Annotated in this window: 21 protein-coding genes and 2 tRNA genes; 11 read left to right on the top strand and 12 right to left on the bottom strand. The window is 43.8% G+C overall.

All coding sequences use genetic code 11. From position 1 onward, the window contains the following. Nucleotides 1–5 precede the first annotated feature (5 nt). The 5 genes from EL162_RS06880 to EL162_RS06860 all read right to left on the bottom strand — a co-directional run bounded on the left by EL162_RS06880 (nucleotide 6) and on the right by EL162_RS06860 (nucleotide 3,037). On the bottom strand, nucleotides 6–668 hold the full coding sequence (locus EL162_RS06880) for a thiamine phosphate synthase (protein WP_076555266.1): 663 nt from the start codon (nucleotides 666–668) through the stop codon (nucleotides 6–8). Between the two features lie 233 nt (nucleotides 669–901). Beyond that, a tRNA-Asp gene (locus EL162_RS06875) sits at nucleotides 902–978 on the bottom strand. A 4-nt stretch (nucleotides 979–982) separates the two neighbouring features. Further along, nucleotides 983–1,058: transfer RNA gene (locus EL162_RS06870), tRNA-Val, on the bottom strand. A gap of 208 nt (nucleotides 1,059–1,266) precedes the next feature. After that, a complete protein-coding gene (locus EL162_RS06865) occupies nucleotides 1,267–1,974 on the bottom strand; it encodes a nucleotidyltransferase family protein (RefSeq protein WP_126331021.1) in 708 nt (235 codons plus the stop codon). A 25-nt stretch (nucleotides 1,975–1,999) separates the two neighbouring features. Continuing rightward, complete coding sequence (locus tag EL162_RS06860; protein ID WP_126331020.1) at nucleotides 2,000–3,037, bottom strand: aminoglycoside phosphotransferase family protein; 1,038 nt, start codon at nucleotides 3,035–3,037, stop codon at nucleotides 2,000–2,002. Nucleotides 3,038–3,382: 345 nt separating this feature from the next. On the opposite strand from EL162_RS06860, the gene EL162_RS06855 reads away from it, so the two are divergent. From EL162_RS06855 to EL162_RS10020, 3 genes are all read left to right on the top strand, one after another. Further along, complete coding sequence (locus tag EL162_RS06855) at nucleotides 3,383–6,133, top strand: LPS-assembly protein LptD (RefSeq protein ID WP_227543390.1); 2,751 nt, start codon at nucleotides 3,383–3,385, stop codon at nucleotides 6,131–6,133. A gap of 171 nt (nucleotides 6,134–6,304) precedes the next feature. Beyond that, the gene (locus EL162_RS06850) at nucleotides 6,305–7,615 is read left to right on the top strand and encodes a peptidylprolyl isomerase (protein ID WP_126331018.1); all 1,311 of its coding nucleotides are present in this window, start codon (nucleotides 6,305–6,307) and stop codon (nucleotides 7,613–7,615) included. Further along, entirely contained in the window at nucleotides 7,608–7,757 is a 150-nt protein-coding gene (locus EL162_RS10020) for a hypothetical protein (RefSeq protein ID WP_158078437.1), read from the top strand. Before EL162_RS06850 ends, EL162_RS10020 begins: the two co-directional genes overlap by 8 nt. Nucleotides 7,758–7,887: 130 nt before the next feature. On the opposite strand, the gene thiI is transcribed toward EL162_RS10020, so the two are convergent. Together thiI and EL162_RS06840 are read right to left on the bottom strand one after the other, a co-directional pair. Next, nucleotides 7,888–9,342: a tRNA uracil 4-sulfurtransferase ThiI gene (gene thiI / locus EL162_RS06845; protein WP_126331016.1), complete on the bottom strand. Its 1,455-nt coding sequence runs from the start codon at nucleotides 9,340–9,342 to the stop codon at nucleotides 7,888–7,890. Nucleotides 9,343–9,461: 119 nt separating this feature from the next. Beyond that, entirely contained in the window at nucleotides 9,462–9,827 is a 366-nt protein-coding gene (locus EL162_RS06840) for a winged helix-turn-helix transcriptional regulator (RefSeq protein ID WP_126331014.1), read from the bottom strand. A gap of 193 nt (nucleotides 9,828–10,020) precedes the next feature. On the opposite strand from EL162_RS06840, the gene EL162_RS06835 reads away from it, so the two are divergent. The 8 genes from EL162_RS06835 to EL162_RS06805 all read left to right on the top strand — a co-directional run bounded on the left by EL162_RS06835 (nucleotide 10,021) and on the right by EL162_RS06805 (nucleotide 15,405). Next, the gene (locus tag EL162_RS06835; protein WP_126331012.1) at nucleotides 10,021–10,512 is read left to right on the top strand and encodes a nuclear transport factor 2 family protein; all 492 of its coding nucleotides are present in this window, start codon (nucleotides 10,021–10,023) and stop codon (nucleotides 10,510–10,512) included. A gap of 126 nt (nucleotides 10,513–10,638) precedes the next feature. After that, nucleotides 10,639–11,031, top strand: a complete 393-nt coding sequence (locus tag EL162_RS06830) for a nuclear transport factor 2 family protein (RefSeq protein WP_126331010.1) — start codon at nucleotides 10,639–10,641, stop codon at nucleotides 11,029–11,031. Between the two features lie 29 nt (nucleotides 11,032–11,060). After that, nucleotides 11,061–11,453 (top strand): DoxX family protein, encoded by a 393-nt coding sequence (locus EL162_RS06825; RefSeq protein WP_126331008.1) that lies wholly within the window; start codon nucleotides 11,061–11,063, stop codon nucleotides 11,451–11,453. Nucleotides 11,454–12,195: 742 nt separating this feature from the next. Next, entirely contained in the window at nucleotides 12,196–12,852 is a 657-nt protein-coding gene (locus tag EL162_RS06820) for an NAD(P)-dependent oxidoreductase (protein ID WP_126331006.1), read from the top strand. A gap of 203 nt (nucleotides 12,853–13,055) precedes the next feature. Continuing rightward, on the top strand, nucleotides 13,056–13,745 hold the full coding sequence (locus EL162_RS06815; RefSeq protein WP_197718967.1) for an MBL fold metallo-hydrolase: 690 nt from the start codon (nucleotides 13,056–13,058) through the stop codon (nucleotides 13,743–13,745). Next, nucleotides 13,739–13,906, top strand: a complete 168-nt coding sequence (locus tag EL162_RS10305) for a hypothetical protein (protein WP_197718966.1) — start codon at nucleotides 13,739–13,741, stop codon at nucleotides 13,904–13,906. Before EL162_RS06815 ends, EL162_RS10305 begins: the two co-directional genes overlap by 7 nt. A gap of 91 nt (nucleotides 13,907–13,997) precedes the next feature. Then, the gene (locus tag EL162_RS06810) at nucleotides 13,998–14,630 is read left to right on the top strand and encodes a DsbA family protein (RefSeq protein WP_076555254.1); all 633 of its coding nucleotides are present in this window, start codon (nucleotides 13,998–14,000) and stop codon (nucleotides 14,628–14,630) included. A gap of 343 nt (nucleotides 14,631–14,973) precedes the next feature. Next, nucleotides 14,974–15,405, top strand: a complete 432-nt coding sequence (locus EL162_RS06805; RefSeq protein ID WP_126331004.1) for an organic hydroperoxide resistance protein — start codon at nucleotides 14,974–14,976, stop codon at nucleotides 15,403–15,405. Between the two features lie 362 nt (nucleotides 15,406–15,767). On the opposite strand, the gene EL162_RS06800 is transcribed toward EL162_RS06805, so the two are convergent. From EL162_RS06800 to hisS, 5 genes are all read right to left on the bottom strand, one after another. Then, nucleotides 15,768–17,372 (bottom strand): DnaJ-like cysteine-rich domain-containing protein, encoded by a 1,605-nt coding sequence (locus EL162_RS06800; RefSeq protein WP_126331002.1) that lies wholly within the window; start codon nucleotides 17,370–17,372, stop codon nucleotides 15,768–15,770. A gap of 216 nt (nucleotides 17,373–17,588) precedes the next feature. Beyond that, entirely contained in the window at nucleotides 17,589–19,004 is a 1,416-nt protein-coding gene (gene der / locus EL162_RS06795; RefSeq protein ID WP_076555251.1) for a ribosome biogenesis GTPase Der, read from the bottom strand. Between the two features lie 119 nt (nucleotides 19,005–19,123). Next, nucleotides 19,124–20,290: an outer membrane protein assembly factor BamB gene (gene bamB / locus EL162_RS06790; RefSeq protein ID WP_126331000.1), complete on the bottom strand. Its 1,167-nt coding sequence runs from the start codon at nucleotides 20,288–20,290 to the stop codon at nucleotides 19,124–19,126. 120 nt (nucleotides 20,291–20,410) lie between these two features. Continuing rightward, nucleotides 20,411–21,178: a YfgM family protein gene (locus tag EL162_RS06785; RefSeq protein ID WP_126330998.1), complete on the bottom strand. Its 768-nt coding sequence runs from the start codon at nucleotides 21,176–21,178 to the stop codon at nucleotides 20,411–20,413. Nucleotides 21,179–21,273: 95 nt separating this feature from the next. Further along, nucleotides 21,274–22,542, bottom strand: coding sequence for a histidine--tRNA ligase (hisS, locus tag EL162_RS06780; protein ID WP_126330996.1), 1,269 nt, complete (start codon nucleotides 22,540–22,542; stop codon nucleotides 21,274–21,276). Between the last annotated feature and the right edge of the window lie 6 nt (nucleotides 22,543–22,548).

The raw sequence follows: 22,548 nt of genomic DNA, 5'->3' as shown, positions 1-22,548 counted from the left end.
TAAATTTACCAATTATTTAGTTTTTCTTGCCATGCACGGCATTTATTAGCAATGGTGTCTACCGAATGCCCCATGATATCGGCGGTAACGGCAATGTATTCTACAGGCCTGCCAGCCAACTCATCACGCAGCTGGTGGATGTTTTCAAGAGCAATACCGCCAATAATACACAGCGGAAAATCAACCTCAATCGCTTTTAGCAAAATATCGCGTGAGATGATATTGGCACGAGGTTTGGTGATGGAGGCAAATGCCGTACCCATCGCACCATAGCTTGCCCCTTCTCGCTTGGCTTGCTTAAATAAGGCAATGTCAGTATGGCAGGTGCGACCAATCACCACATCATCGCCCAAGATTTCTCTTGCTACACGCACACTACCATCACGCTGACCTAAGTGCAGCCCTGTGCCAAAATGCGATGCCAATTCCAAGTCATCATTCATCACCACATCAATATCGTAGTCATTGGCAAGGCTGACGATCATCTCTGCCTCTCGATAAACGGTTGCCAAGTCGTATAATTTTAAAGTAGACTTGCGGCGAATTTGCAGCAAAGATACCGCACCTGTATCAAACACTCGTTGCAGTTTGTCAAGCAGTGTTGTTAGCTCGTCATCATTGGTCAGCAAATACAACTTCGGTGCTTTGTCAGTGCTTTGTGTATTCATGGCAAATTCTCCTTATCATCGCAATGAACCATGCTTGTCCAAAGCAGCATTATAACGCAGATGATGAATTTGTGCCATCTGCTTATTACCTAAAGCACAGACAGAGATGCCAAAATTTCAGCAAATACAATTAGTTTATTGTTTAATAATTATTAAGTATTGATAAATGGTAAAATTTTGCCAAAAAAAATCCCAAACCTTGCGATTTGGGAATAAACAACTGTTTTAAAATATGGCGCAGCGGACGGGGCTCGAACCCGCGACCCCCGGCGTGACAGGCCGGTATTCTAACCAACTGAACTACCGCTGCTAAGTGGTGGGTGGTAACGGGATCGAACCGCTGACCCTCTGCTTGTAAGGCAGATGCTCTACCAACTGAGCTAACCACCCTAAAATGCTTTTTTATGATACTGTGTCAAGGTATCGCATTTTAAGTAACATTTTCAAAAACTTTAAAGAACTTGATTTTCGTCTTGTTCATCGTCTTTGTGGTGCGTATTATATACGAAATTTATCAACTGTCAAACTTTTTTTGGGGAAAATTTGATATTTTTGTTGATAAAGTTTGTAACTTATTGATATTACATAAATTTATTTTTCATTGATTGCCGTCAAGATATTGCTCAAGACTGGCAAGTCGCTCAAGCGTACCGACATCAACCCATTTGTTATGCATTTTTTCGCCAGTTACTTTGCTCTGTGCCATCGCAGTGCTTAGATAAGGTGCTAAAGGTGCGATTTGTCCCACAGCGACCTCATCGAGCAGCTTGTCTGACAAAACGCTAATGCCTGCAAAGGTCAATGACGAGCCATTAGCCGCTTTGGTTAAAACCTTGCCTTCGTGCAATACAAAATCCCCTGCCAAATTATGATCAGGATTATCCACCAAAAGCAAATGTGCCAAATAATCGCCAAGCTTATGATGGCAAAGGCTGGTAAAGTCATACTCTGTCCAGACATCACCATTGACCAAGATAAACGGGGCATGATTTAACAAACCCTGATGCAGTGCGTATTTTATGCCACCTGCCGTCTCCAGCGGCTCGCCCTTCTCAACAGAAATATGCAATGATATGTTTAATTTTTCTTCAATGTTTAAATCAGCCAATCCTGCAATCAGCACATCAGCCAGATAGCCTGCATTTAGCGTGATATGACGAATGCCTGCTTGTGCCAATCGCTCAATATGCCAGACAATTAGCGGCTTGCCAGCCACTGGAACAAGTGGTTTTGGTGTGCGAAGTGTCAAAGGTTGCATACGCGTCCCCTTGCCCGCCGCCAGAATCATCGCCTGCGTTATTGCCATCGTATCGCCCCTAGATTTGATGATATTATTTAGATTTATTAATAAATTTATGCTGATAAGCTGGCAAGACTTGATTATTAATCCATGTCAAAAACTCGCCATAAACTGCCTCATTGCTATGTGTATTCAGCCAGTTTAGCTCTGTTAATAAATCACGCATCACCTTAGGAATGTCATGCAAATAACGATGCTTGCCATCTCGTTGTGATAGGCGAATAAAAATACCCAAGACTTTCAAATGACGCTGCACGCCCATAATATTGGTCTGTCCGATAAAACTGCCCAAATCAACCGCTGGGCGTATCAGCTGATAAAATTCCTGAATGCGTTTTTCTACCCATTGCTCATCATAATCAATATAAGCATCACGCACAAGGCTAACCAAATCATAAGTATAAGCACCAATCAGTGCGTCCTGAAAATCAATCACCCCCAAACCATCACTACCCTTATCCATCATCAGGTTGCGACTGTGATAGTCTCGATGCACCACAACGGCTGGTTGGCTGCTTATATCTTTGATGAGTTTTTCGGTGAGTGTTTGCCACAGTTGTTGTGCAGGCGAATCCAAAGTAACGCCCAAATATGGCAAAAACCACTGACAAAACAGCTCCATTTCTTCACGAAGTTTGTCATCGCTGTAGGCAGACAAATCAATATCGGTATCAATTTTTTGCAAATCTGCCAAGGTGGACAATGCCAAAGTATAATAACGATCTTTGTTATCTGCATCGGAAGCGATGGCATCAGCAAACTGCACCGTGCCAAAGTCTTGCAGCAACAAAAACCCCTGTTTTTCATCTTTTGCGATAATATTTGGCACATTCACAGCCTCGCTCATCAGCTCGGCAACATGAATAAATTGCCCAATATCCTCCTTGTCAGGTGGTGCGTCCATCAGCAAATAGCTCATCTCATGCTTGCCCTGCTCGCCAATAATTGGCAAATGAATGCGGTGATAGCAACGAAAACTGGCATCAGCTGCCAAACTCTCCACGCGAAATCCTGCCGCCAAATGGCTGTGCAAAAAATCCATCATCTGCTGCTTGCGTAAAGTACTCATCGGATTATCCTTTTGTGATTTGGTATTGGGCTGTTTTGTGGCGATAGCAACATGTATCATGGTGCAACTGGTTTTGGATTTTGGCTATTTTATAGCCCTTAAAATGAAGTTTTTTGGTTGTTTAAACCATCAAGCCACAATCTTGCGTACTGTCATGCGTTAGTTTAGCTGATTTTTCTGATTTTCACCAGTAAAATTGTTTGTGTGTATGATGGCTTTGTTGCACGGCGTGTTATCCAATAGATTGCAATCAAGGCGGTAATTTTGTCAATGGTGATAAATACAGTCGCACCAAACGCAATAATGGTGTAAAATAAGTAAAATTTTTCTTTGCAAGGTTTGGTTGTGATTCATCTTCAACATTCTTCTGCCAGTTGTACTGCTGTTTGCCACAAATCTTCTTATCTGTCTGTCGCCATTCGTTGTGCGTTATTTGGCATGGTAAGTTTGCCAATCATGATGTCAGCCCATGCCAATGATGATAGCACCAAGACTCAAACAGATGCTTGGCAGGTTAATGCCACCAAGCAAGTTGCAGATAACACGGCAGATTCGGTTGGTTTGGCTGCAAGCAATCAGCCAAATGCGTTTGATGGCGTGGATTTTGCAACCATCAATCAGCAGGCACAAACTTTATCTTCTAGCGAATCGTCAAGTGTAGCACAGAATACGGACACTGCCACAACTTGGCAAAGCGATGAAAATGCAGCAACAACCAAAAGCGATAAAGATACCAGCCAAGATGCTCGCAGTCGCAGCCTTGCCAAACTTGCCGAAAATTATCACACCAAGCCCAATGAACAGGCTCGCTGCCAAGGGGTTTGGTTGCAGCCCACAACCCAAGCCACGCAGCGTTTTGATGGCGATGGCAATCCGTTGGCTGCCGATGGGATTTTTGCACAAGCGGATTATGGATATTATGACGCCGCCCGATATGCTGAATTATCAGGCAATGTCATCGTTGAACAAAACGGTCAGCGTGTCAGTGCCGACAAAGTAGAGCTTGATACCATTACAGGGCGTGCTGTGGCTTCAGGTCAGGTGCTATTTAGCGATGCTGGTGCCACGCCCAGCAAAACAGGCTTGATTGGCGTTGCCGAAAATCTAGAATACAGCACTGATGGCAAGACAGGCACGGCAAAAGATGTGGCATTTGCCAGCACCGCCATCAATGCACATGGCTATGCAGGTCAGATGGATAAATTAAGCGATAACAAATATCGCCTGCAAGAAGTGATGTTTAGCACCTGCCCTCCAACCGAACGCAAATGGTATCTGGACGCTGATAGCATCGATATTGACAACAACACAGGGCGTGCCATCGCAAAAAACACCACCTTACGCATCAAAGATGTGCCAGTGCTTTATTTGCCGTATTTTAACTTCCCAATTGACTCTCGCCGTGCGTCAGGGTTTTTGTTGCCAAATATTGGCTTTGGGGCGACAAACAGCTTTGAGATCAGCACGCCGTATTATTTTAACCTTGCACCCAATTATGATGCCACCCTTACGCCAACGATTTTTAGCAATCGCAATCCGATGCTGACGGGTGAATTTCGTTATCTGACCGAAAATTTCGGTGCAGGAACCTTAAATGCCTCTTATCTGCCAAGCGACAAACGCTATAACAATCAAGATCGTAGCCGTGTCCGCTTTGATCATGCATGGCAGCCGAAAAATTTTAATAAAATCAATACCTATGCACAGTATCAATATGTCTCTGATGCCAAATATCTCTCCGATTTTAATACCCTAGGGATTGATACCATTGCTCTGAATTTGCCACGGCGTATCGGAGCAAGTTTTGCAGGCGAGTATGTGTCGGCAGATTTGCGTGCAGAGGATTTTCAGCGACTTGATGGTGTTAATATTGACGGCACGCCAATTTTGGACAAAGACCGTCCTTATGCACGCCTGCCACAATTATCAGTGGCTTATCAATTGCCAAAAACCTCATTGGGGCTACCAGATGGGATAAAAATTGACGGCATTCATAATTCTGCTTATTTTAAGAAAACCATCAAAGACAATTCCGAAGCCGAAAAAAGCGGCGTGCGTATGTTTAACCAAATCAGTGCCAGTTATCCCATACTGCGTTCTTGGGGTTATGTAACGCCAAAATTAAGCCTATCGCATTTATACGCCAGTTATGATGAGGACAGTTTGGCTGATCAGAAACTGACCAAAGAAGAAGGCAGTTACTCGATTTTTGCACCGACGCTTAGCATTGACAGTGGGCTGTTTTTTGAAAAACAGGGCTCACCATTTGGCTGGTATGATGACAGTCTAGGTGGCTATCAGCTGCTGACACCTCGCTTGCATTATACTTATACACCATTTAAAGATCAGCAAAAACTGCCAAATTTTGAAACCAGCATTGCCAAACTAAGCTATGAGCAACTGCTAAATAACAGCTGGTTTTTGGGTTATGACCGCATTCAAGACTTGCACGCCATCACGCCAGCGGTGAATTATCGTTATATTGATAGCACAGGCGTTACTCGCTTTGAAGGCGGCATTGCCGAGCAATTATTATTAAGCGACACTCGAGTCGGCATTGACAAGAGTGAGAATTTTAGCGGCAGAGCTTCGGGCATGGCGTGGCAAGCCTCACTGCAACCAAAAAACAATCTATGGATTGAGGCGGCAGGTAGTTTTGACACTCGCTACCGCCCAAGCAGCGTCATTGCCCAAGTGCGTTATCAGCCAAGCGACAGTAAATTGTTTAACATTGGGGTGATTGAACGCAAAGAGCACAAGGCAACCAATCAATACGCCCTGTCTGCCTACACTGCTTCGGCAATTTTCCCTGTGAATAATCGTTGGCGATTGATGGGTCAGGTGCAGTATGATTATCAACAAGGCTATCTGATGGATTCACTGTTTGGGGTGAATTATGAGGATTGTTGCTATGGACTGTCCGTCTATGCACGCCGTTATCGTGATGCCATCAACCCAAGCCTGTCGCCAAATACCGCCATCATGGCAGAAATTCGCCTAAGTGGCATCACCAGCGTAGGTCGCCTCAATCGTCTGCTTAGCGAGAAAATCTTGGGCTATGATCAGGTACAAAATGCTTGGCAGCAAGCCTACTAAACAAAAAAGTTACTTGTTATTGGCAAGGCTGTAACAGATTGTCAATAGCATTCTTAATCATCAGATGTTGTTTGACGATTGCTGTACTAAGTGCTACACTTAGATAAATTAATACAGCTTGCGACAGTAAGCAGTTTTTGTTAATTAACATGATAATTTTAAGGATTATCCATGCAGACCAAATTTCTTATAAAAAAATTAGCCGCTGCCATCGTAGGCTTAGGCTTAAGCATAACAGTCGCCCAAGCCTCCATCAGTAGCAACAGTACCGATGGCATTGTTGCCGTTGTGAATGATGAAATTATTCTAAAAAGTGAATTAAATCAAGCCAAACAAATCGTTGCTGCCGAAATACAAAAATCAGGGGCGAGTGCCACAGCTGAACAAATTCAGATGCTGGCACTTGATAATTTAATCAACGAAAAGCTACAGCTTGGGCTGATTAAGCGAGCAGGTGTTGTGCCAAATGACACCATCATTAACCAACAGCTCCTTGCCATCGCCCAGTCAGAGGGCTTGTCAAGTTTGGCTGAGCTACAGTCGGTGCTTGATGCCCAGCAAGCAGGCAGCTATGCCGCCATGCGTCAGCGTCTGATTCAAGAAGCTGCCATCGCTGCCTTGTGGCAAAATCAAGTACAAAGCCGTGTTCGCATTAGCGATGATGAAATTGAAGCTTTTTTACAAAGTCCAGAATCAGCACGGATAAACCAAACCAAATACCAACTGCTGCATATCCGTGTGCCATATCTGAGCAGCAATCCAGATGCCAATGCACGCCAACAAGCAGGCATGACGGCATTACGCGTCAAGTCAGCTTTGGATAGCGGCTTGGGGCTTGATCAGGCAATGAAAACGGCTCGTGCAGACTATGCTGCCGAATTACAAGGTGCAGACACAGGACTGATTGACGCGGTCGCCCTGCCTGCAACGATTGCTGGCGAAGTAGATAAGCTAAACATTGGGCAAACTTCAGCACCAATCATCACTACAAATGGTATCGATGTTATCAAACTGGTCAATAAACAACAAACAAACCAAGTTATTATCCCAGAGTGGCAGACCAGCCATATTCTTGCTCGCATCGATGACAATCAAGGTGCTGATATGGCAGAACAAAAAATCAACGCACTATATCAAGCATTGCAACAAGGGGCGGATTTTGCATCTCTGGCAGCAACCTATTCTGATGACACAGGCTCAGCGGCAGCCAAGGGCAGCTTGGGCTGGGTTGGCGAAGGTCAGATGGTCAGCGAATTTGAAGCCATGATGAAAAATACCGCTCAAGGTGATTTTTCGGTGCCATTTCGCTCACAATTTGGCTGGCATATCTTAAAAGTGGATAATATTCGCCAGCGTGATGTTACCGAGCAGTATCGCCGCAATGTTGCACGAGAATATCTGTTTGCACGCCAAGCACCACAAGCCCAAGAGGACTGGTTGCAAGAATTGCGTGCTGGTGCATACATAAAAATTTATGAATAAGCCCAAGATACCGCCTGTGATGGCGGTATTTTTATGTACAGAATTTATGGCAATTTATGCCAGCAATGCAAGATTTGACAAATTCGCCAAAACACGGTCAAATAGCCTGATGGCGAATAGGCAGCACGAGCAATTTTTATAAAAAACTTTGCTGATGATTTGGTCGGATTATCAAGACGATAAATTTTGTATTAAAAATATTTTAAAATAAACAATAGTACAGTATTTGCCAAAATACATTTAACAAACCATTATTAAATATTTTTAATCAATTAAGCTTTTATTATTTTTAGCACCTTGACATTCTGATGACCCTGCTCAAGCAGTCGCCCTGCTTGCAATTTACTCATCACACCCTGCTGGCAATACAGCAAATAGGTCTTGGCCGAATCAAGTGTTGCAAAGCGTGTGGATAATTGATAAAACGGTACGGCAATCACCTCACCATCAACCGATAGTGGCAACTCATCGCACTCATCAGGCGTACGAATGTCCAGTACTACTTGCCCCGCCTGCACTTCATGCACCACTTCAGGCATGAGTAAAGTACTGCCGTCCGCCTCTGCCAGCGTGCGAATATCGCTAATAATCGCCGTATCAATTGCGTGTTGTAAAATGCCAAAATCAAACTTTTCCTCTTCGGCACAAATTTTTTGCTCAACAGCCTTCACCGTTGGAGACTTGGAAATCACCCCGCAAAATTCTGGCATGGATTTGGCAATATCCATGGTGCCGATTTGTTCGGATAACTTAATAATCTGCTCTTTGTCGCTGGTAATAAGTGGTCTTAGTACCAAGCGTGTCGCCGCCTTGTCAATGACATGCAGATTGGTCAATGTCTGACTTGCCACCTGCCCCAATGCCTCGCCTGTAACCAATGCCTGAATTCCCAGACGCTCGGCAATGACGCTTGCAGCTTTTAGCATTAGGCGTTTTAAGACTACGCCCATTTGTCCATCATCAATACTGCGTAAAATTTCGGCAACCACCGGCTCAAAATCCACCGTAACAAACTTTACTTTATGCGATGAAGAGTAGCGAGACCACAGATGGTAAGCCATTTGTTTTACGCCAATTTCATGTGCCTTACCACCCAGATTAAAAAAGCAATAATGCACACGGCTGCCTCGCCGCATAAACATATAGCTTGACACGCTCGAATCAAAGCCCCCAGAAATCAGCGACAGCACATCTTCTTGGGTACTCATCGGAAAGCCACCCATACCCTCAAAACGCTCCTTGATTAAGAGCAGTTTGTCTTGGTCAATCTCAAGCAAAACGGTAACATCAGGGTTTTTTAGCTGCACTTTGGCGGATTCGATGTGCTGATTTAGCCCACCGCCAACATATTGCATCACCGCCATGGAGTCAAAATCGTGCTTGCCGCGTCGCTTGACACGCACACAGAAACTTTTATTGATAAGTTTATCTTGATATTCTGCCAAAGTTTGTAGAAAAATATCATGCAAATCTTGGTAACTGCTCTCTTGCACTTCCAAAAAATGATGAATACCAGAGATTCTTTGCAACGCTTCACGCAATGCCTTGTGGTATTGCTCATTGTGGCTACGCACTTCAATAAAATCCCAATGGCGAATCACCACAACAGATCTGTCGATTTTTTGTAGTATTTCTTTAATATTTCCTGTCAAAACTTTAATAAAACGCTTGCGAACTGATTCGCTTTTCATGATGATTTCAGGAAAGAGTTTGACAATAAATTTCATGTGAGAACCAAATTTTGACAAAAAGCCTATTTTACACGATTTTTTAACTTTTTGATATTGCTTCTAACATTCATCAAATGCCATCAAGCTCACTACCCGACAAACCTATGCCAAGCAAATCACTTGCTCGGTTTTGCCTGTAAAATTATGCTTAAATTTGTCTCAATCCAATCTACCAAATCATGCACTTTTTCGGCAGCCTGCACGCCCAAATCAGTCAGATAGTACTCCACATGAGGCGGCACGGTATCAAATGATTGACGGATAAGCATGCCGTCTTGCTCAAGCTGCTTTAGGGTTTCAGATAGCATTCGCTCACTCACCCCTTCGATTTGTTTGCGGATTTCACCAAAACGCTTCCTGCCCTCTAGTAGCACAATCAGCACCAACACGCCCCAGCGACTGGTTAAGTGATTCAAAATCTCACGGCTGGGGCAGTCTTTTGCCAGCACATAGCCTTTGTTATCGTCTGCGTGATTCGTCATAGATTCTCCGTTGCCACTTGGCTGATAATTGGCATAATTTATACTTACTTTTTTGTAAGTACTTACAAAAGTAAATTTCGTGTATTATAATATGCTTCATGGTTGTTTGGCAATGCTTTTTATCTGATGACTGTGTTTGCTGGTTATCAGGTTGGCAGCCTGACGATTTGACATTTAATAATTTGAGGTATTTATGAAAAAATTAATCCTAAGCACCATCTTGGCAAGCATTGCCCTGACAGGTTGCCAAAGTATCGCAGGCTCAAGCAGTAAGCCAAGCGTCATCACCGCCCAAGCCCAAAGCAAAGCCGAACGCAACAAAGCCAATGCCATCGCTTTTTACGATTTGGCATTTAACCAGCACAAAGTCCAAGAAGCCGCCGATAAATACATTGGTGATGTTTATTTACAGCACAATCCAATGGTGGCGGACGGCAAAGAAGCCTTTGTCAAAGGCATTGGCGGATTTGTCAGCCAAGCCCCACAGTCTCGTGCCACCATCAAGCGAGTGGTTGCCGAAGGTGATTTGGTGGTGCTGCATGTACACAGCCAGCTAAACGCCAACGATCTTGGCAAATCAGTGGTGGACATTTTCCGTTTTGATGATGACGGTAAAATTGTCGAACACTGGGATACCGTGCAGCCCGTTCCTGCAAAAACCGTCAGCGGTCGCAGTATGTTTTGATAGCAATCTGCACCATTTGGCTGATATTTATTGTTAATTAGGCAGTGCCAATCGCCATCGCTTTAGGCTGCCTGAACATGATATTTTAATACAAAAATCCATTTTTACTTTTATGAGGAAAATTTTATGACTGTATTAACCACTATCATAAATTATTTAACCGCCCTTGATAAAGGCGACATTGAAGCCGCTTTTTCTGCCTTTGCCGAAGAGGTAAAATGGCACCAACCTGGTAACAACAAATTTTCAGGCATGAAAATCGGTGCAGGGCAAATCGGTGAAATGATTGGACAAATGATGACAGACACCCAAGGCTCATTCGCCCTTACACCAAATGGCAATTTAATGGTCAATGGCAATTTGGTCGCCTGCCCCGTGCGTTTTTCGGGCAAAAAAGCGGACGGCTCGCAAATGGATATGACAGGCATTGATTTGTTTGAAGTGGTGGACGGCAAAATCCAAACCGTTTGGCTGTTTTCAGACGACCAAACCGCCGAAGATGCGTTTTGGGGCAACTAAACCAGATTAATAAATTTAGGAGTTTAATGATGAAATTTTTACAACCTTTTCAATCGCAAATCTTATCCATCGTGCGAATAGCAACCGCCTATGCTTTTTTGTTGCACGGCACGGCAAAATTTTTTGAATTTCCTGTCTCGATGACGGACGGTAATGGTTCGGTGCCATTGTTTTCGCTGTTTGGAGCGGCAGGTATTTTGGAAATCGTTGGTGGCATTTTGCTGATTTTGGGATTATTCACTCGCCCAACTGCATTTATTTTGTCAGGACAAATGGCGGTGGCGTATTTTATGATGCACTTTTCGCTATTTCCTTTTACCAACGGCGGCGAGTCGGCGATGTTGTTTAGCTTTATTTTTCTATATTTGGCAGCAGCAGGCGGCGGTGCTTGGTCACTGGACAATGTTTTGGCAAAGAAATAATCCGACATTGTCATCACAATGCACCGAGTCAAGCCTCACGGTAGCCAAGCCATCTTATAAAAGCGGCATTTGTCGCTTTTTGCTATTTTGGTGAATAAATAAAAGTCGCAGCTAAAATGGCAAATTGATATATGGTTAAAAATTATACAATTACGCTTAATATATTTTAAAATTTTTAATCACAGTATCAATCTTTCATTGCAAAATACCCCTATCTGCCCAGCTTTATAAAACGGCTTTGGTGTCGCTGATGGGCTGGGCGTACTGCTCTTTGGAGAATTGGGCAAATCATGCCAAGAAGATCAGGCAGCCTGAAAATGTGTCTTGATATGCGTTTGCCAATTTGCCAAATTTTGCTTGATTTGCGGATTTTTACCACAGGGGTGCCAATTGGGATTTCAATACACCAAATGGCTTGTGATGATAAATACAATCTTAAAAGCTGGCTATTATCCAATGAATAAGGTAGAAAATAATGATTTTGTGGCTTGGCGTAAAACTAAGTGGAGATGAAAAGCCAATTTGCTGACTTGGATTGTTGATAAATGCAACCAAGTGGCAAATATATGAATATTTGAAAATTTAATCAATGAAAAATCAATAACTTATGCAATTATTTTATACTTACTTTTTTGTAAGTACTTACAAATAAAAATTTTATTATATAAAATAACAACATTGCTGGATAACTTCACTCATTCAGCAAAATCGTCAATCAATACAATCAAATATAGGAGTTGTGATGAAAAAATTTGCAGTAATTGGTGCAACAGGTTATGTTGGTGCTGCCGTGGTGCGGGAGCTGGCAAGTCGTGGTCATCAAGTGGTGGCTTTTGCCCGCAATATTGACAAGGTTCAGGCTGCAGGCAATATTCAAGCGGTGCAAGCCGATGTGTTGTCGGCTGATTTTGCCGAGCAATTACAAGGCTTTGATGGCGTGGTAAGTGCTTTTAATCCAGGCTGGACGAATCCTAATATCGGTGCAGAGTTCACGCAGGGTGCGAATGCGATTGTATCAGCCGCCAAGACCGCCAAAGTGCCATATTTACTTATCGTGGGTGGTGCAGGCAGCCTGTATGTTGGCGATGGCGTGCAGCTGATTGATACGCCTGATTTTCCCAAAGAAATTTATGACGGTGCCAATGCCGCGCGTCATTTGTTGAATGACTTGCAAGACCGCCGTGATGTGAATTGGGCGTTTATTTCGCCGCCTGCGATGTTGGGAGCGGACGCAGGTTACAGCGAGGAGCGTACGGGTGAATATCGCTTGGGCAAAGACAATTTGTTGATGAATGGTGATGTGCCTGCTGGCATTAGCGTGGCGGATTTGGCGATTGCGATTGCCGATGATGTGGAAAATCACGCACATTTACACCAGCGTTTTACCGCTGCTGCCTAATCTTGGTCGTGCCTTTGTCCCAGCTTCCAAGTCATACAAAGGCACACAGATTGTCAAAATAACATTCATGCAAAATCTAAAATGCCGGCACAAACGGTGTATTGCTGAAAATCTATCATTTAAACAAAACCAATTTATTTGTTAATTGAAAATTTATTTAAAATTTATCAAAGCAAATAAAATCAATACCATAAAGGCAATTTATGAAAAAACGACTACTTGCCGCCCTATTGGCAATTGCTGCCAATTCTGCCAACGCCCTAGAGATTCAAACTTACTCGGCAGATGCCAACAGCTTTTTGGTGCAATCAACGCTGATTTTGGGCGAAAAAGAAGCCATCTTAATTGACAGCGGCTTTACTCGTGCTGACGCTCTACGCATCGCTGCACAGATTTTGGACAGTCAAAAACAGCTTTCGACAATCTTTATCAGTCAAGCTGACCCTGATTATTATTTTGGTGCTGCCACACTAAAAGAAATTTTCCCTGATGCCAAAGTCATCACCACCCCTGCGGTGCTGGAGAAAATTAACGCCAAAGTTGCAACCAAGCTTGCAGTCTGGTCACCAAAAATGGGTGCAAACGCCCCAAAAAATATCGTTCTGCCAGAGCCATTTGTGGGCAAGCAACTAAGTTTGGACGGTGAGACTATCGAAATTCGTGGCACCAGCGGATTGTTGGCACACCGCCCTTATGTTTGGATTCCTTCACAAAAAACCATCGCAGGCAATGTGGCAGTATTTGGCAATATGCACCTGTGGACAGCTGACACCCAAAGCCCTGCCGAGCGTCAGGCATGGTCTGCTCAATTGGCAGAAATGGCAAGCCTAAAACCTGCCGTTGTCATCGCAGGGCACGCCGCCAAAGGCAGCAAAACGATGCGTCATTGTTAAAATTTAATCAAGAATATCTCAAAAAGTACGAGCAAGTTTTGGCAAACAGCAAAACAAGCGGTGAGGTAATTAGCAAAATGCAACAAGCCTATCCCAAATTGACCGCCATCAGCAATCTGGAGCTGGGTGCAAAAGTCAATAAGGGCGAGATGAAATGGTAGCCGCAGCGATAAATTTGGCATATTGCCATCATTTATCAAAAATCGATAAATTAGCGGTGGTTTGTGTATCAGACCACCACAGGAGATTAAGATGAAATTTCTTTATCTATTTGACCCCTTGTGTGGTTGGTGTTATGCTGCCTCACCTGCCATTACAACTCTTGCCAGTCAGCACAAGGTTGATGCGATAGCAACGGGCTTATTTGCCAATACTGGCAAGGTGCTGGATACTGCCTTTGCACAGCACGCTTGGCAAAATGACCAACGCATAGCCCAGCTGACAGGCTTGCCATTTAGCGAGAAATACCACCAAAATGTCCTGCTGGCAGGTGGTGAGTTTAATTCTTTTTATCTAAGCATGGCGTGCCATTTGCTCAAGCAGACGATGCCAAGCCAGCTTTTGCCAACCTTGGCACAATTACAAGCCGTGCGTTATGTGGACGGCTCTGACACCAGCCAAAAGCAGCAGGTGCAAGAGGCTCTGATTGCCCTTGGCAAGGCTGACATTGCCAAACAAATGGACAACCCAGACAGCCACAGCCAAACCAATCAATGGCTGCAACACGGACAGCATCTCGCTCAGCAGCTTGGCGTACATGGCACTCCCAATCTACTGGCACAAGTTGATGACAACTGGGTGGTTGTTCCAAGCCAGTTCTTATATCAGCATGACGAGCATATAAGCACAAAAATCCAAGCATTTTTGGCAGAATTCGCCAAATAAATCTCACCCAGCCAACAGGTTGGGTTTTTGGCATTTGCGATATGCTTTTTGGACAAAATCAACCCCAAACAGCCACCAATAAAGAATCACACTCACAGTCAAGGCATCTATGGCGTTGTACAGCCTGCGTGTGATTTACAATGCTTTTTGTAAAATACCCAACAAAACCTTGGTTGATTACCAAACCATCAAACCCAAAAACTTAGAGAATCAGGCAAGAGTTTTGGATAAATAAGATACCAGTTGTTAGACAAACTTGCTAAAATGGTTTTGGATTTTTGGCATGGTGTCAGAATTTGTGGGTGATTTGCCCTGATGTTTTATTTTATTTGATGGAGTTTTTATGAAAATTTTTTATCACACAAGTGCAACAGCAACAGGCGGTCGTGATGGGCATACCCAAGTTGATGATGGTTCAATTGGGTTTGATTTGGTTGGTTTTCAAAATGACAGCGGCAAAGTTGGCACAAATCCAGAACAGCTTTTTGCGATGGGTTATGCGGCGTGCTTTGACAGTGCGATGAATCATGTTGCTCCAACCTTAGGTATTAAACCCAGTAAATCCAGTACTACTGTGGGTGTTGGTATTGGACAAAAGCCAGATGGGGCGTTTGGTCTTGATTTGGATATTACCATCACGGTGGAAGGATTGAGCGAAGACGAGGCAAAAACCTTAATCAAAAAAGCCCACGAAGTTTGTCCATATTCTAATGCAGTGCGTGGCAATGTGGAAGTGCGTTTGCATGTTAAGGTGGTTAATTCATTCGATCTTTAAGGGGGCAGACAATGCCGTTGGGCGTGGCGAGAGAAACCATGTCCGCTGTACGGCAGATACTGCGGTGTCGTCTTACAAAACCGCCCTGAGCCACCATCTTTAACCTAACAAGCGGTAGGATTCTTAAAAATTTTTGAATCCTGCTCTTGGCGGTAAATCTTACATATTTATAACTTTTCGTTATAAACCATTCACTTCTCGCCTTTTCATTTTGTGGTTTTTCTCACACAATCGTGAAAAAGAAGAAAAACCACAAAATCGGCAAACAAAAAATAAATTTTAATTAATAAGATAATAACGCCCAAGAATTTTATCTCAAGGTCTGCAAGTTCAAACACGAGTAATTTAAATAACCATTCTTATCAAAATGGCAATTTGCCTTTTATTGCCATTAATAAAAGATACCAGCGATCGCTCATGGGTGGCAGATAACCATAATTAACCAAAACGGCATAAATAATCGCCAAAACAACTACCACACCCATCGTCATCAGATAATAACGCAGCATTAAGCGATTGTTTGCTGCTTGATGATATTCTTTGGGGATTTTTTGATTAACAGCCCAAACAAACAGACGGCTCAACAACCACGATATACTCACACATATCAAAATCACAAGCATGCTTTGCCAGATGGTTTTTGTTATTTTGGCAACAGCATCAAGCACACCGCTGACTGTTTGTAAATGATAAACAGCAACCACACCCAACCAAAGGCACGCAGGCACCGCACCAAAAACCCAAGCCAATTTTGAATGCGTGGGCGACACCTTATCCAAAATATACCACAATGACCGTCCGATATTATTTGCCATTTCATCAGAAATGTAATTCTGGCAAGCGATTTTTACAGCTGTTTTTGGTGCATGGTTATTTTTGGCAATGTCCTTTAAGGCACTGTCCAAAACAGGCTGATTCATGTATTTGAAAAAGAAAGCTTGAGCGTTATTTTTTGCAATATTGCCTTTTTTGTCTTGAGCATTTTTTAAAAATTGCCATTCATCAAAAAACAACTCATCAAACAAATAAGGACGCACATAAGCATAAGGTGGCGATGAAAAAGCCGCACAATAAAATTGCTTTTGTTTCATCATAAGCAAAATATCAAACGCAATACTCTGCCCTTGGTACACAAACTGATGGGTGTCTTGCTCAATTGCACATTCATCTGTCAAAGCCAAATCAATATGCTTGGCAAAAAATTCCGCACCTTTATCAACGAACAGCTGATTGAACTCATCAGGCTCGAAAGGATTGGTGTGGCTTAAGTGAAAAGTTGGTTGTGCTTGGGCTTTGATTTGATAAATATGGGTAAAAAATCCATGACCAGCACAGTTATTGCAAGCAACTCGACCGCTACCGCTACAAGTGCCACAACGCTGTCTGCCACTGCCAAAACACGCCGAACAAGAGCGATACTGGGTCTGATAGCCACGAATTTGATTTTTGTTGTCATAGATGGGTACCTGATAACTCTCCTGCCCGCCGCCACCGCAGTCCCAGCAGCTTTTATTGCCCCGTCCGCCACAATCCGTGCATGAAACCTTGCCCACAGCATGACAAGTACCACAATCCTCAAAAATTGAAAAAGGCTCAAACTGATGAAAAGTATATGATTGTTGATATTCAAGCAATGCTTGTTTGTTTAATGAACGAATGTTTTGCAAAAAGTTTTGACGCAAAGATTGACCAAAACTTGCCTCATTCATCAGATTATGATAATGCTTATCAAGCTCTTGCGTATTAGCAAAACAAATGTCTTGTTTGTGATTGCCTGCTTTGGTTTGTTTATCGCTATAGCCAGAAAACAGCCAATTGACCGATAATGTCAAAGAAAAAGTGCTGGCACTCCAATCGCTCACACTCAAATCATCAGCAACTGCTTGATTGCCATCAATCAAAGCTTGCAAATCTTTAAGCAAAATATCAATATCAGCTTGTGGGTGATAGCCATCTGCTTGATACATAAGCACTTTTTCCTTGTTGTTATCAAAACAATCTTATCCATGGTAATGCTTATTTGCATTATCTACAGGAATTTTTAAGGCGTGATAATGAATTAATGCCAAGCAATTTTGACACTGCCATTTCTTAATACCTTGGGCGACAAAGCCACGACTTTATCACCCAAGCGACATCATTAACACCAACAGTTAATACTGCGTCAATTCCTTTGAGATAATTTAACGCTTTTTATCTCGTTTTTTAAATTCAGCAATGCGTTTTTTGTTACGCATGGCACGGGCTTTGTTTTGCACTTTGGGATTTTTCTTGCCTTCATACGGATTGGCGTTTTGTTTAAATTCCACTTGCAAAGGCGTGCCTTCTAGCTTGTACACCGTGCGATAAATATTTTCCAAATATCGCTGATAGGATTTTGGCAAGGCAGTGGTCTGATTGCCATGAATAACGATGACAGGGGGGTTATGACCGCCCAAATGAGCATAACGCAGCTTGATACGGCGACCACCAACCATCGGTGGTGGGTGGTTGGCAACAGCATCTTCCAAGATACGCGTCAGCTGGCTTGTTGATACCTTAAACATCGAAGCGTCATACGCCTTGTGAATTGATGGATACAGATTGCCCACGCCATTGCCGTACAATGCCGAGATAAGGTGGATTTTTACCCATGGCACAAAATTAAACCTGCGGTCAATTTCAATTTTTACCATCTGTTTTTGTTCTGGGCTTAGTCCGTCCCATTTATTAATCGCCACCACAATGGCACGCCCTGCATCGAGTGCATACCCAAGCATGTGCAAATCCTGATCAACAACCCCCTCTTTGGCATCGATTACAACCACCACGACATTGGCATCTTTGATGGCTTGCAGAGTTTTTACAACAGAGAATTTCTCAACTTTTTCATCAATGCGACCACGACGACGCACGCCAGCCGTGTCAATCAGTACATACTCTCGACCTTCTCGTTCAAAGGGGATATAAATACTGTCTCGAGTTGTGCCGGGCATATCAAATACCACCACTCGCTCTTCACCCAGCAGACGATTGACCAATGTTGATTTGCCAACATTAGGTCTGCCGATAATGGCAAGTTTTAGGGCTTGACTATCCAGCTCCACCTCTTCATCTTCTGCCATATCAGCAGTCAATGCCTCAAGCAAGTTCGCCACCCCTTTGCCATGACTTGCCGCCATCGCAAAAGGCTCACCAAAACCCAAAGCAAAAAACTCCGCTGATGATGCTTCATGCACACCGTCCATCTTGTTGGCGACCAAAAATACAGGTTTGCCAAGTCCGTGCAAAAATTGAGCAATCTCACTGTCTGCACCAATCAGCCCCGCTCGTGCATCAACCACAAACACCACAATATCAGCTTCATGAATGGCTGTATATGACTGAGTTGCCATATAGTCATCGATACTGCCCGAGCCATCGTCCATTTCGCCGATACCGCCTGTATCAATCACAATAAATGACTTATTTTCATAGCGAGCATCACCATACTGACGGTCTCTGGTCAGCCCAGCCAAATCAGCAACCAATGCCTGACGACTTTTGGTTAATTGATTAAACAGCGTAGACTTGCCAACATTCGGACGACCAATCAGGGCAACAACAGGCTTAATACTCATACACTTCTCTTAATTTGTATTTTTGTGTGATAATTCATCGGTAGAATAAATGGATTTTTCATCGCCTAAAAATAGCAAAACCCTTGCTGCATAAGCAACAAAGGTTAAGCAGATTTTTATTAAAATTGCCAAACATGAACTGTGTCATTGACCGATTGTGCATAAAGGCGATTTTGCACCACTTGCAGATTTGTCAAACCGCTTTTGGCATCAACACGGCTGATGATTTTGCCTTGTGCATTCAAAATATGAACAGCCCCTTGTTTATCAGCCACTGCAATATACTGCCCCAAGCTAACAGGATTGCTCAGCCCACGATATTTTAGCTCATTATTATCCCACAGCTTAGCACCCGTTATGCGATCAAAGGCAACCAACTCGCCATTGACACTGCTGCCGATGATGGCATTTGACACAACGGTGAGCTTGGTGGTGCTTGGCAGAGTGCTGCTAAACATCGTGCGGCCAGTTGTCATATCAAAACCCATCAGCTGTCCGCTGTAACTGCTGGCATACAGATGATTGCCGACAACAATCGGCGTACCATCAACATCTCTTAATTTTGCCAACTCACTGGTTCCCATCGCAAGTCCAATGCGGCGTGCCCAAACTGGCGTACCAGTTGCAGCATCCAGTGCATGAATGCGGCCATCAGCACCACCGATTAATATCGTGCCTGCATCCAATGCCAATGGCTTGGCGATACCACGCACACTGGTGTTTGGTGCTTGAGTGGCATATTGCCAAATAGTCTTGCCAGTTTGATTATCCAAAGCATATACCATGCCATTATTGGTGCTAACAACCGTCTTATCGGCAATCACCAAAGCAGGCGAAAGGCTCGCTGAAGGTAAATTTACCGTCCATCGCTGCACCCCTGTCTTGGCATCAACAGCAATGATTTGTCCCGAACGCAGCCCAACCACCGCCAATGTCTCGGCAGAATCCAAACCAACACCGCCAGTAACGCTATCAGCCAGTTGCACTTGCCACAGTTTTGCTCCGCCAGCAAATGCCGCCAAAACACCACCGCGACTTGCAGCAATCCAGCCTGTGGCAGTTACCGCTGGTTGTAACTCGCTGGTTGATTGGGTTTTTTTGTTTGTTTTTGCCTTGCCTGAATCAAGTCGCACGCTGGACACTTGGCTCAATACATTCATCGGTGCTTCAATGGCGGCAAGTTTGGCTGCCTTGCGTTCGGTAGGCTTGATTGTTTTGGTGCCACAGCCAGCCATAGCCATTGCCAACCCAGCAACCAGTGCTGTTTTTATAAAAGTCTGATACATTGCACAATCCTTCTTTACTGTACTGTATGTCGATAATCAATGACAGCATGCCAATGATTAATTAATTTACAAATAATATGTTAATACACTTAACATTTGTGGCTTATCATTGACAAATTATCATTGCTGATTTGTTTGATTTTGAGCTGTTGGAGCTGCGGATAATACCTTGATTGGTTCAGCTCTGACGCCCAAAGACTGTAGTTTCAACGCCAAAACTGCACGATTTTCTTGACGCTCACGCATCAACTCCCAAGCAGTGCTGTAAGCTTTTTTGGCAGATTCTGAATCATTTTTTGCCATATAAACATCACCAAGCAGTTCTTGGCGTGATGCTTCAAATGCTTCAGGCAGTGATTCGTTCGCAATTGACAAGGCACCTTCAACATCGTTATTGGCTAGCATCGCTCGACCATAACGAATCTTACTCATTGCAAGCAATCCATCATCACCAACCAATTGTGCGACCGATACCGCCTGATTGAGCGTTGTAACAGCAGCAGGTAAATCATTGACCGCCACCTGACGGCGAGCTTTAATCATCAACGCCTGCCAAGCATAGGCTGTTTTGTCATGCTCCAAAACCAGCTTATCAATATCAGCAAACAACGCCTCTTGCTTGCCAGCAAGTTCTGCCTTGGCGGTCTTGTCGCCCTCTTGGGCTACTTGCAACAACTGCTCATCGGTAGTTGCAATATTGGTATACATATCTGCCGCTACGGTATCAACTTTGGCATAGTTTTTTTGGTAATATTGCCAACCAAAAAATATCAGAAGCACCGCAATCACAGCATAAACAATCTTTTCGCCATGTGCCTTGATGGCACTGATGGACTGCTTATCTGCAAATGCTGTATCCGCTGAGTTTTCGTTATTTTTTTGTGTCATGGTTAAGCTCGATGATTTGTCAATATATAGATATGCCATATTATAGCACATCGTGGCAATTCATGCAGAAATTTGCAATCTATTCGCCAGCAAGGCTACAATTCAAACTTGTGCGTCATTGCCACACGCACCTGCTCTGCTGTCGCCATCGTCTTGATGGTCAGCTGCCCATTTGCCACCTCGTCTTCGGCAATAATAACGGTGTATTTTGCCCCTGATTTATCCGCCTTTTTCATTTGGGCTTTTAGACCTGTGGCACTTGCCATTTTGACACGCAAGGTTGGCTGATTCAGACGCAAATTATGAGCATATTTTAGCCCATCTGCATAATAATCAGGGTGTGCGATAACAAATACATCGCACTGACTCTGTGGCGTGATGACTTGAGTTGCCTCAAGCAACAGCATCAATCGCTCAAGTCCCATCGCAAAGCCCACCGCAGGCTCGGACTGGTTGGGATTTGCCTTAATCACCCCTACCAAGCCATCATAACGACCGCCACCACAGACAGTAGCTTGCGAACCCAGCTTGTCCGTTACCCATTCAAATACGGTTTTGTTATAATAATCCAAGCCGCGTACCAATTTTTCATTAATCTGAAATTTAATTCCCAGTGCCGTCAAATACTCTTGCACCTTATGAAAATGTGCCAGCGTCTCCGCACCCAAAAAATCGCTAAGTTTTGGGGCATTGTTTAGAATTTCTTGAGTTTTGGCATCTTTGGAATCCAAAATACGCAATGGATTGCTCTCAAGGCGACGCTGAGAATCCTCGTCCAATTGTGCATAATGCTCCGTCAAATAAGCAACCAATGCTGCCTTATACGCCGCTCTTTCCTCTGCCTCGCCCAGTGTATTTAACTGTAGCGTCAGCACATCAGCAATGCCAAGTTTTTGCCACATCGCATAAGTCATGGCAATCAGCTCCGCATCGGCATCGGGCAGGCTGCTACCAAAGCACTCAACACCCAGCTGATGAAATTGGCGATAGCGTCCTTTTTGTGGGCGTTCATAACGAAACATCGGTCCAATGTACCAAAGTTTTGGCGTATCACCTCTGGTCAAATTATGCTCAATAATCGCTCGCACACAACCTGCCGTCCCTTCAGGCCGTAAGGTCAATGATGTATTATCATCACCCTTGTTGCCACCATGCACCACGCCAAACATCTCTTTTTCAACAATGTCTGTCGCCTCGCCAACGCCTCGTGCGAATAATTGCGTTTGCTCAATCAGTGGCAGGCGAATTTGGCTAAAGCCGTAGCTGTCCAGCACCTCTGTCAATGCCTGCTCCATGTCTCGCCATGCGGCAGTCTGGCTGGGTAAAATATCATTAAAGCCACGAATGGCGGTGATTGTACTCATAATTTT

This window comes from Moraxella cuniculi, assembly GCF_900637105.1.
Taxonomy (GTDB): domain Bacteria; phylum Pseudomonadota; class Gammaproteobacteria; order Pseudomonadales; family Moraxellaceae; genus Moraxella; species Moraxella cuniculi.
The sequence above is the reverse complement of the archived record's forward strand: the minus strand, read 5'-3'. Positions and strand labels throughout refer to the sequence as shown.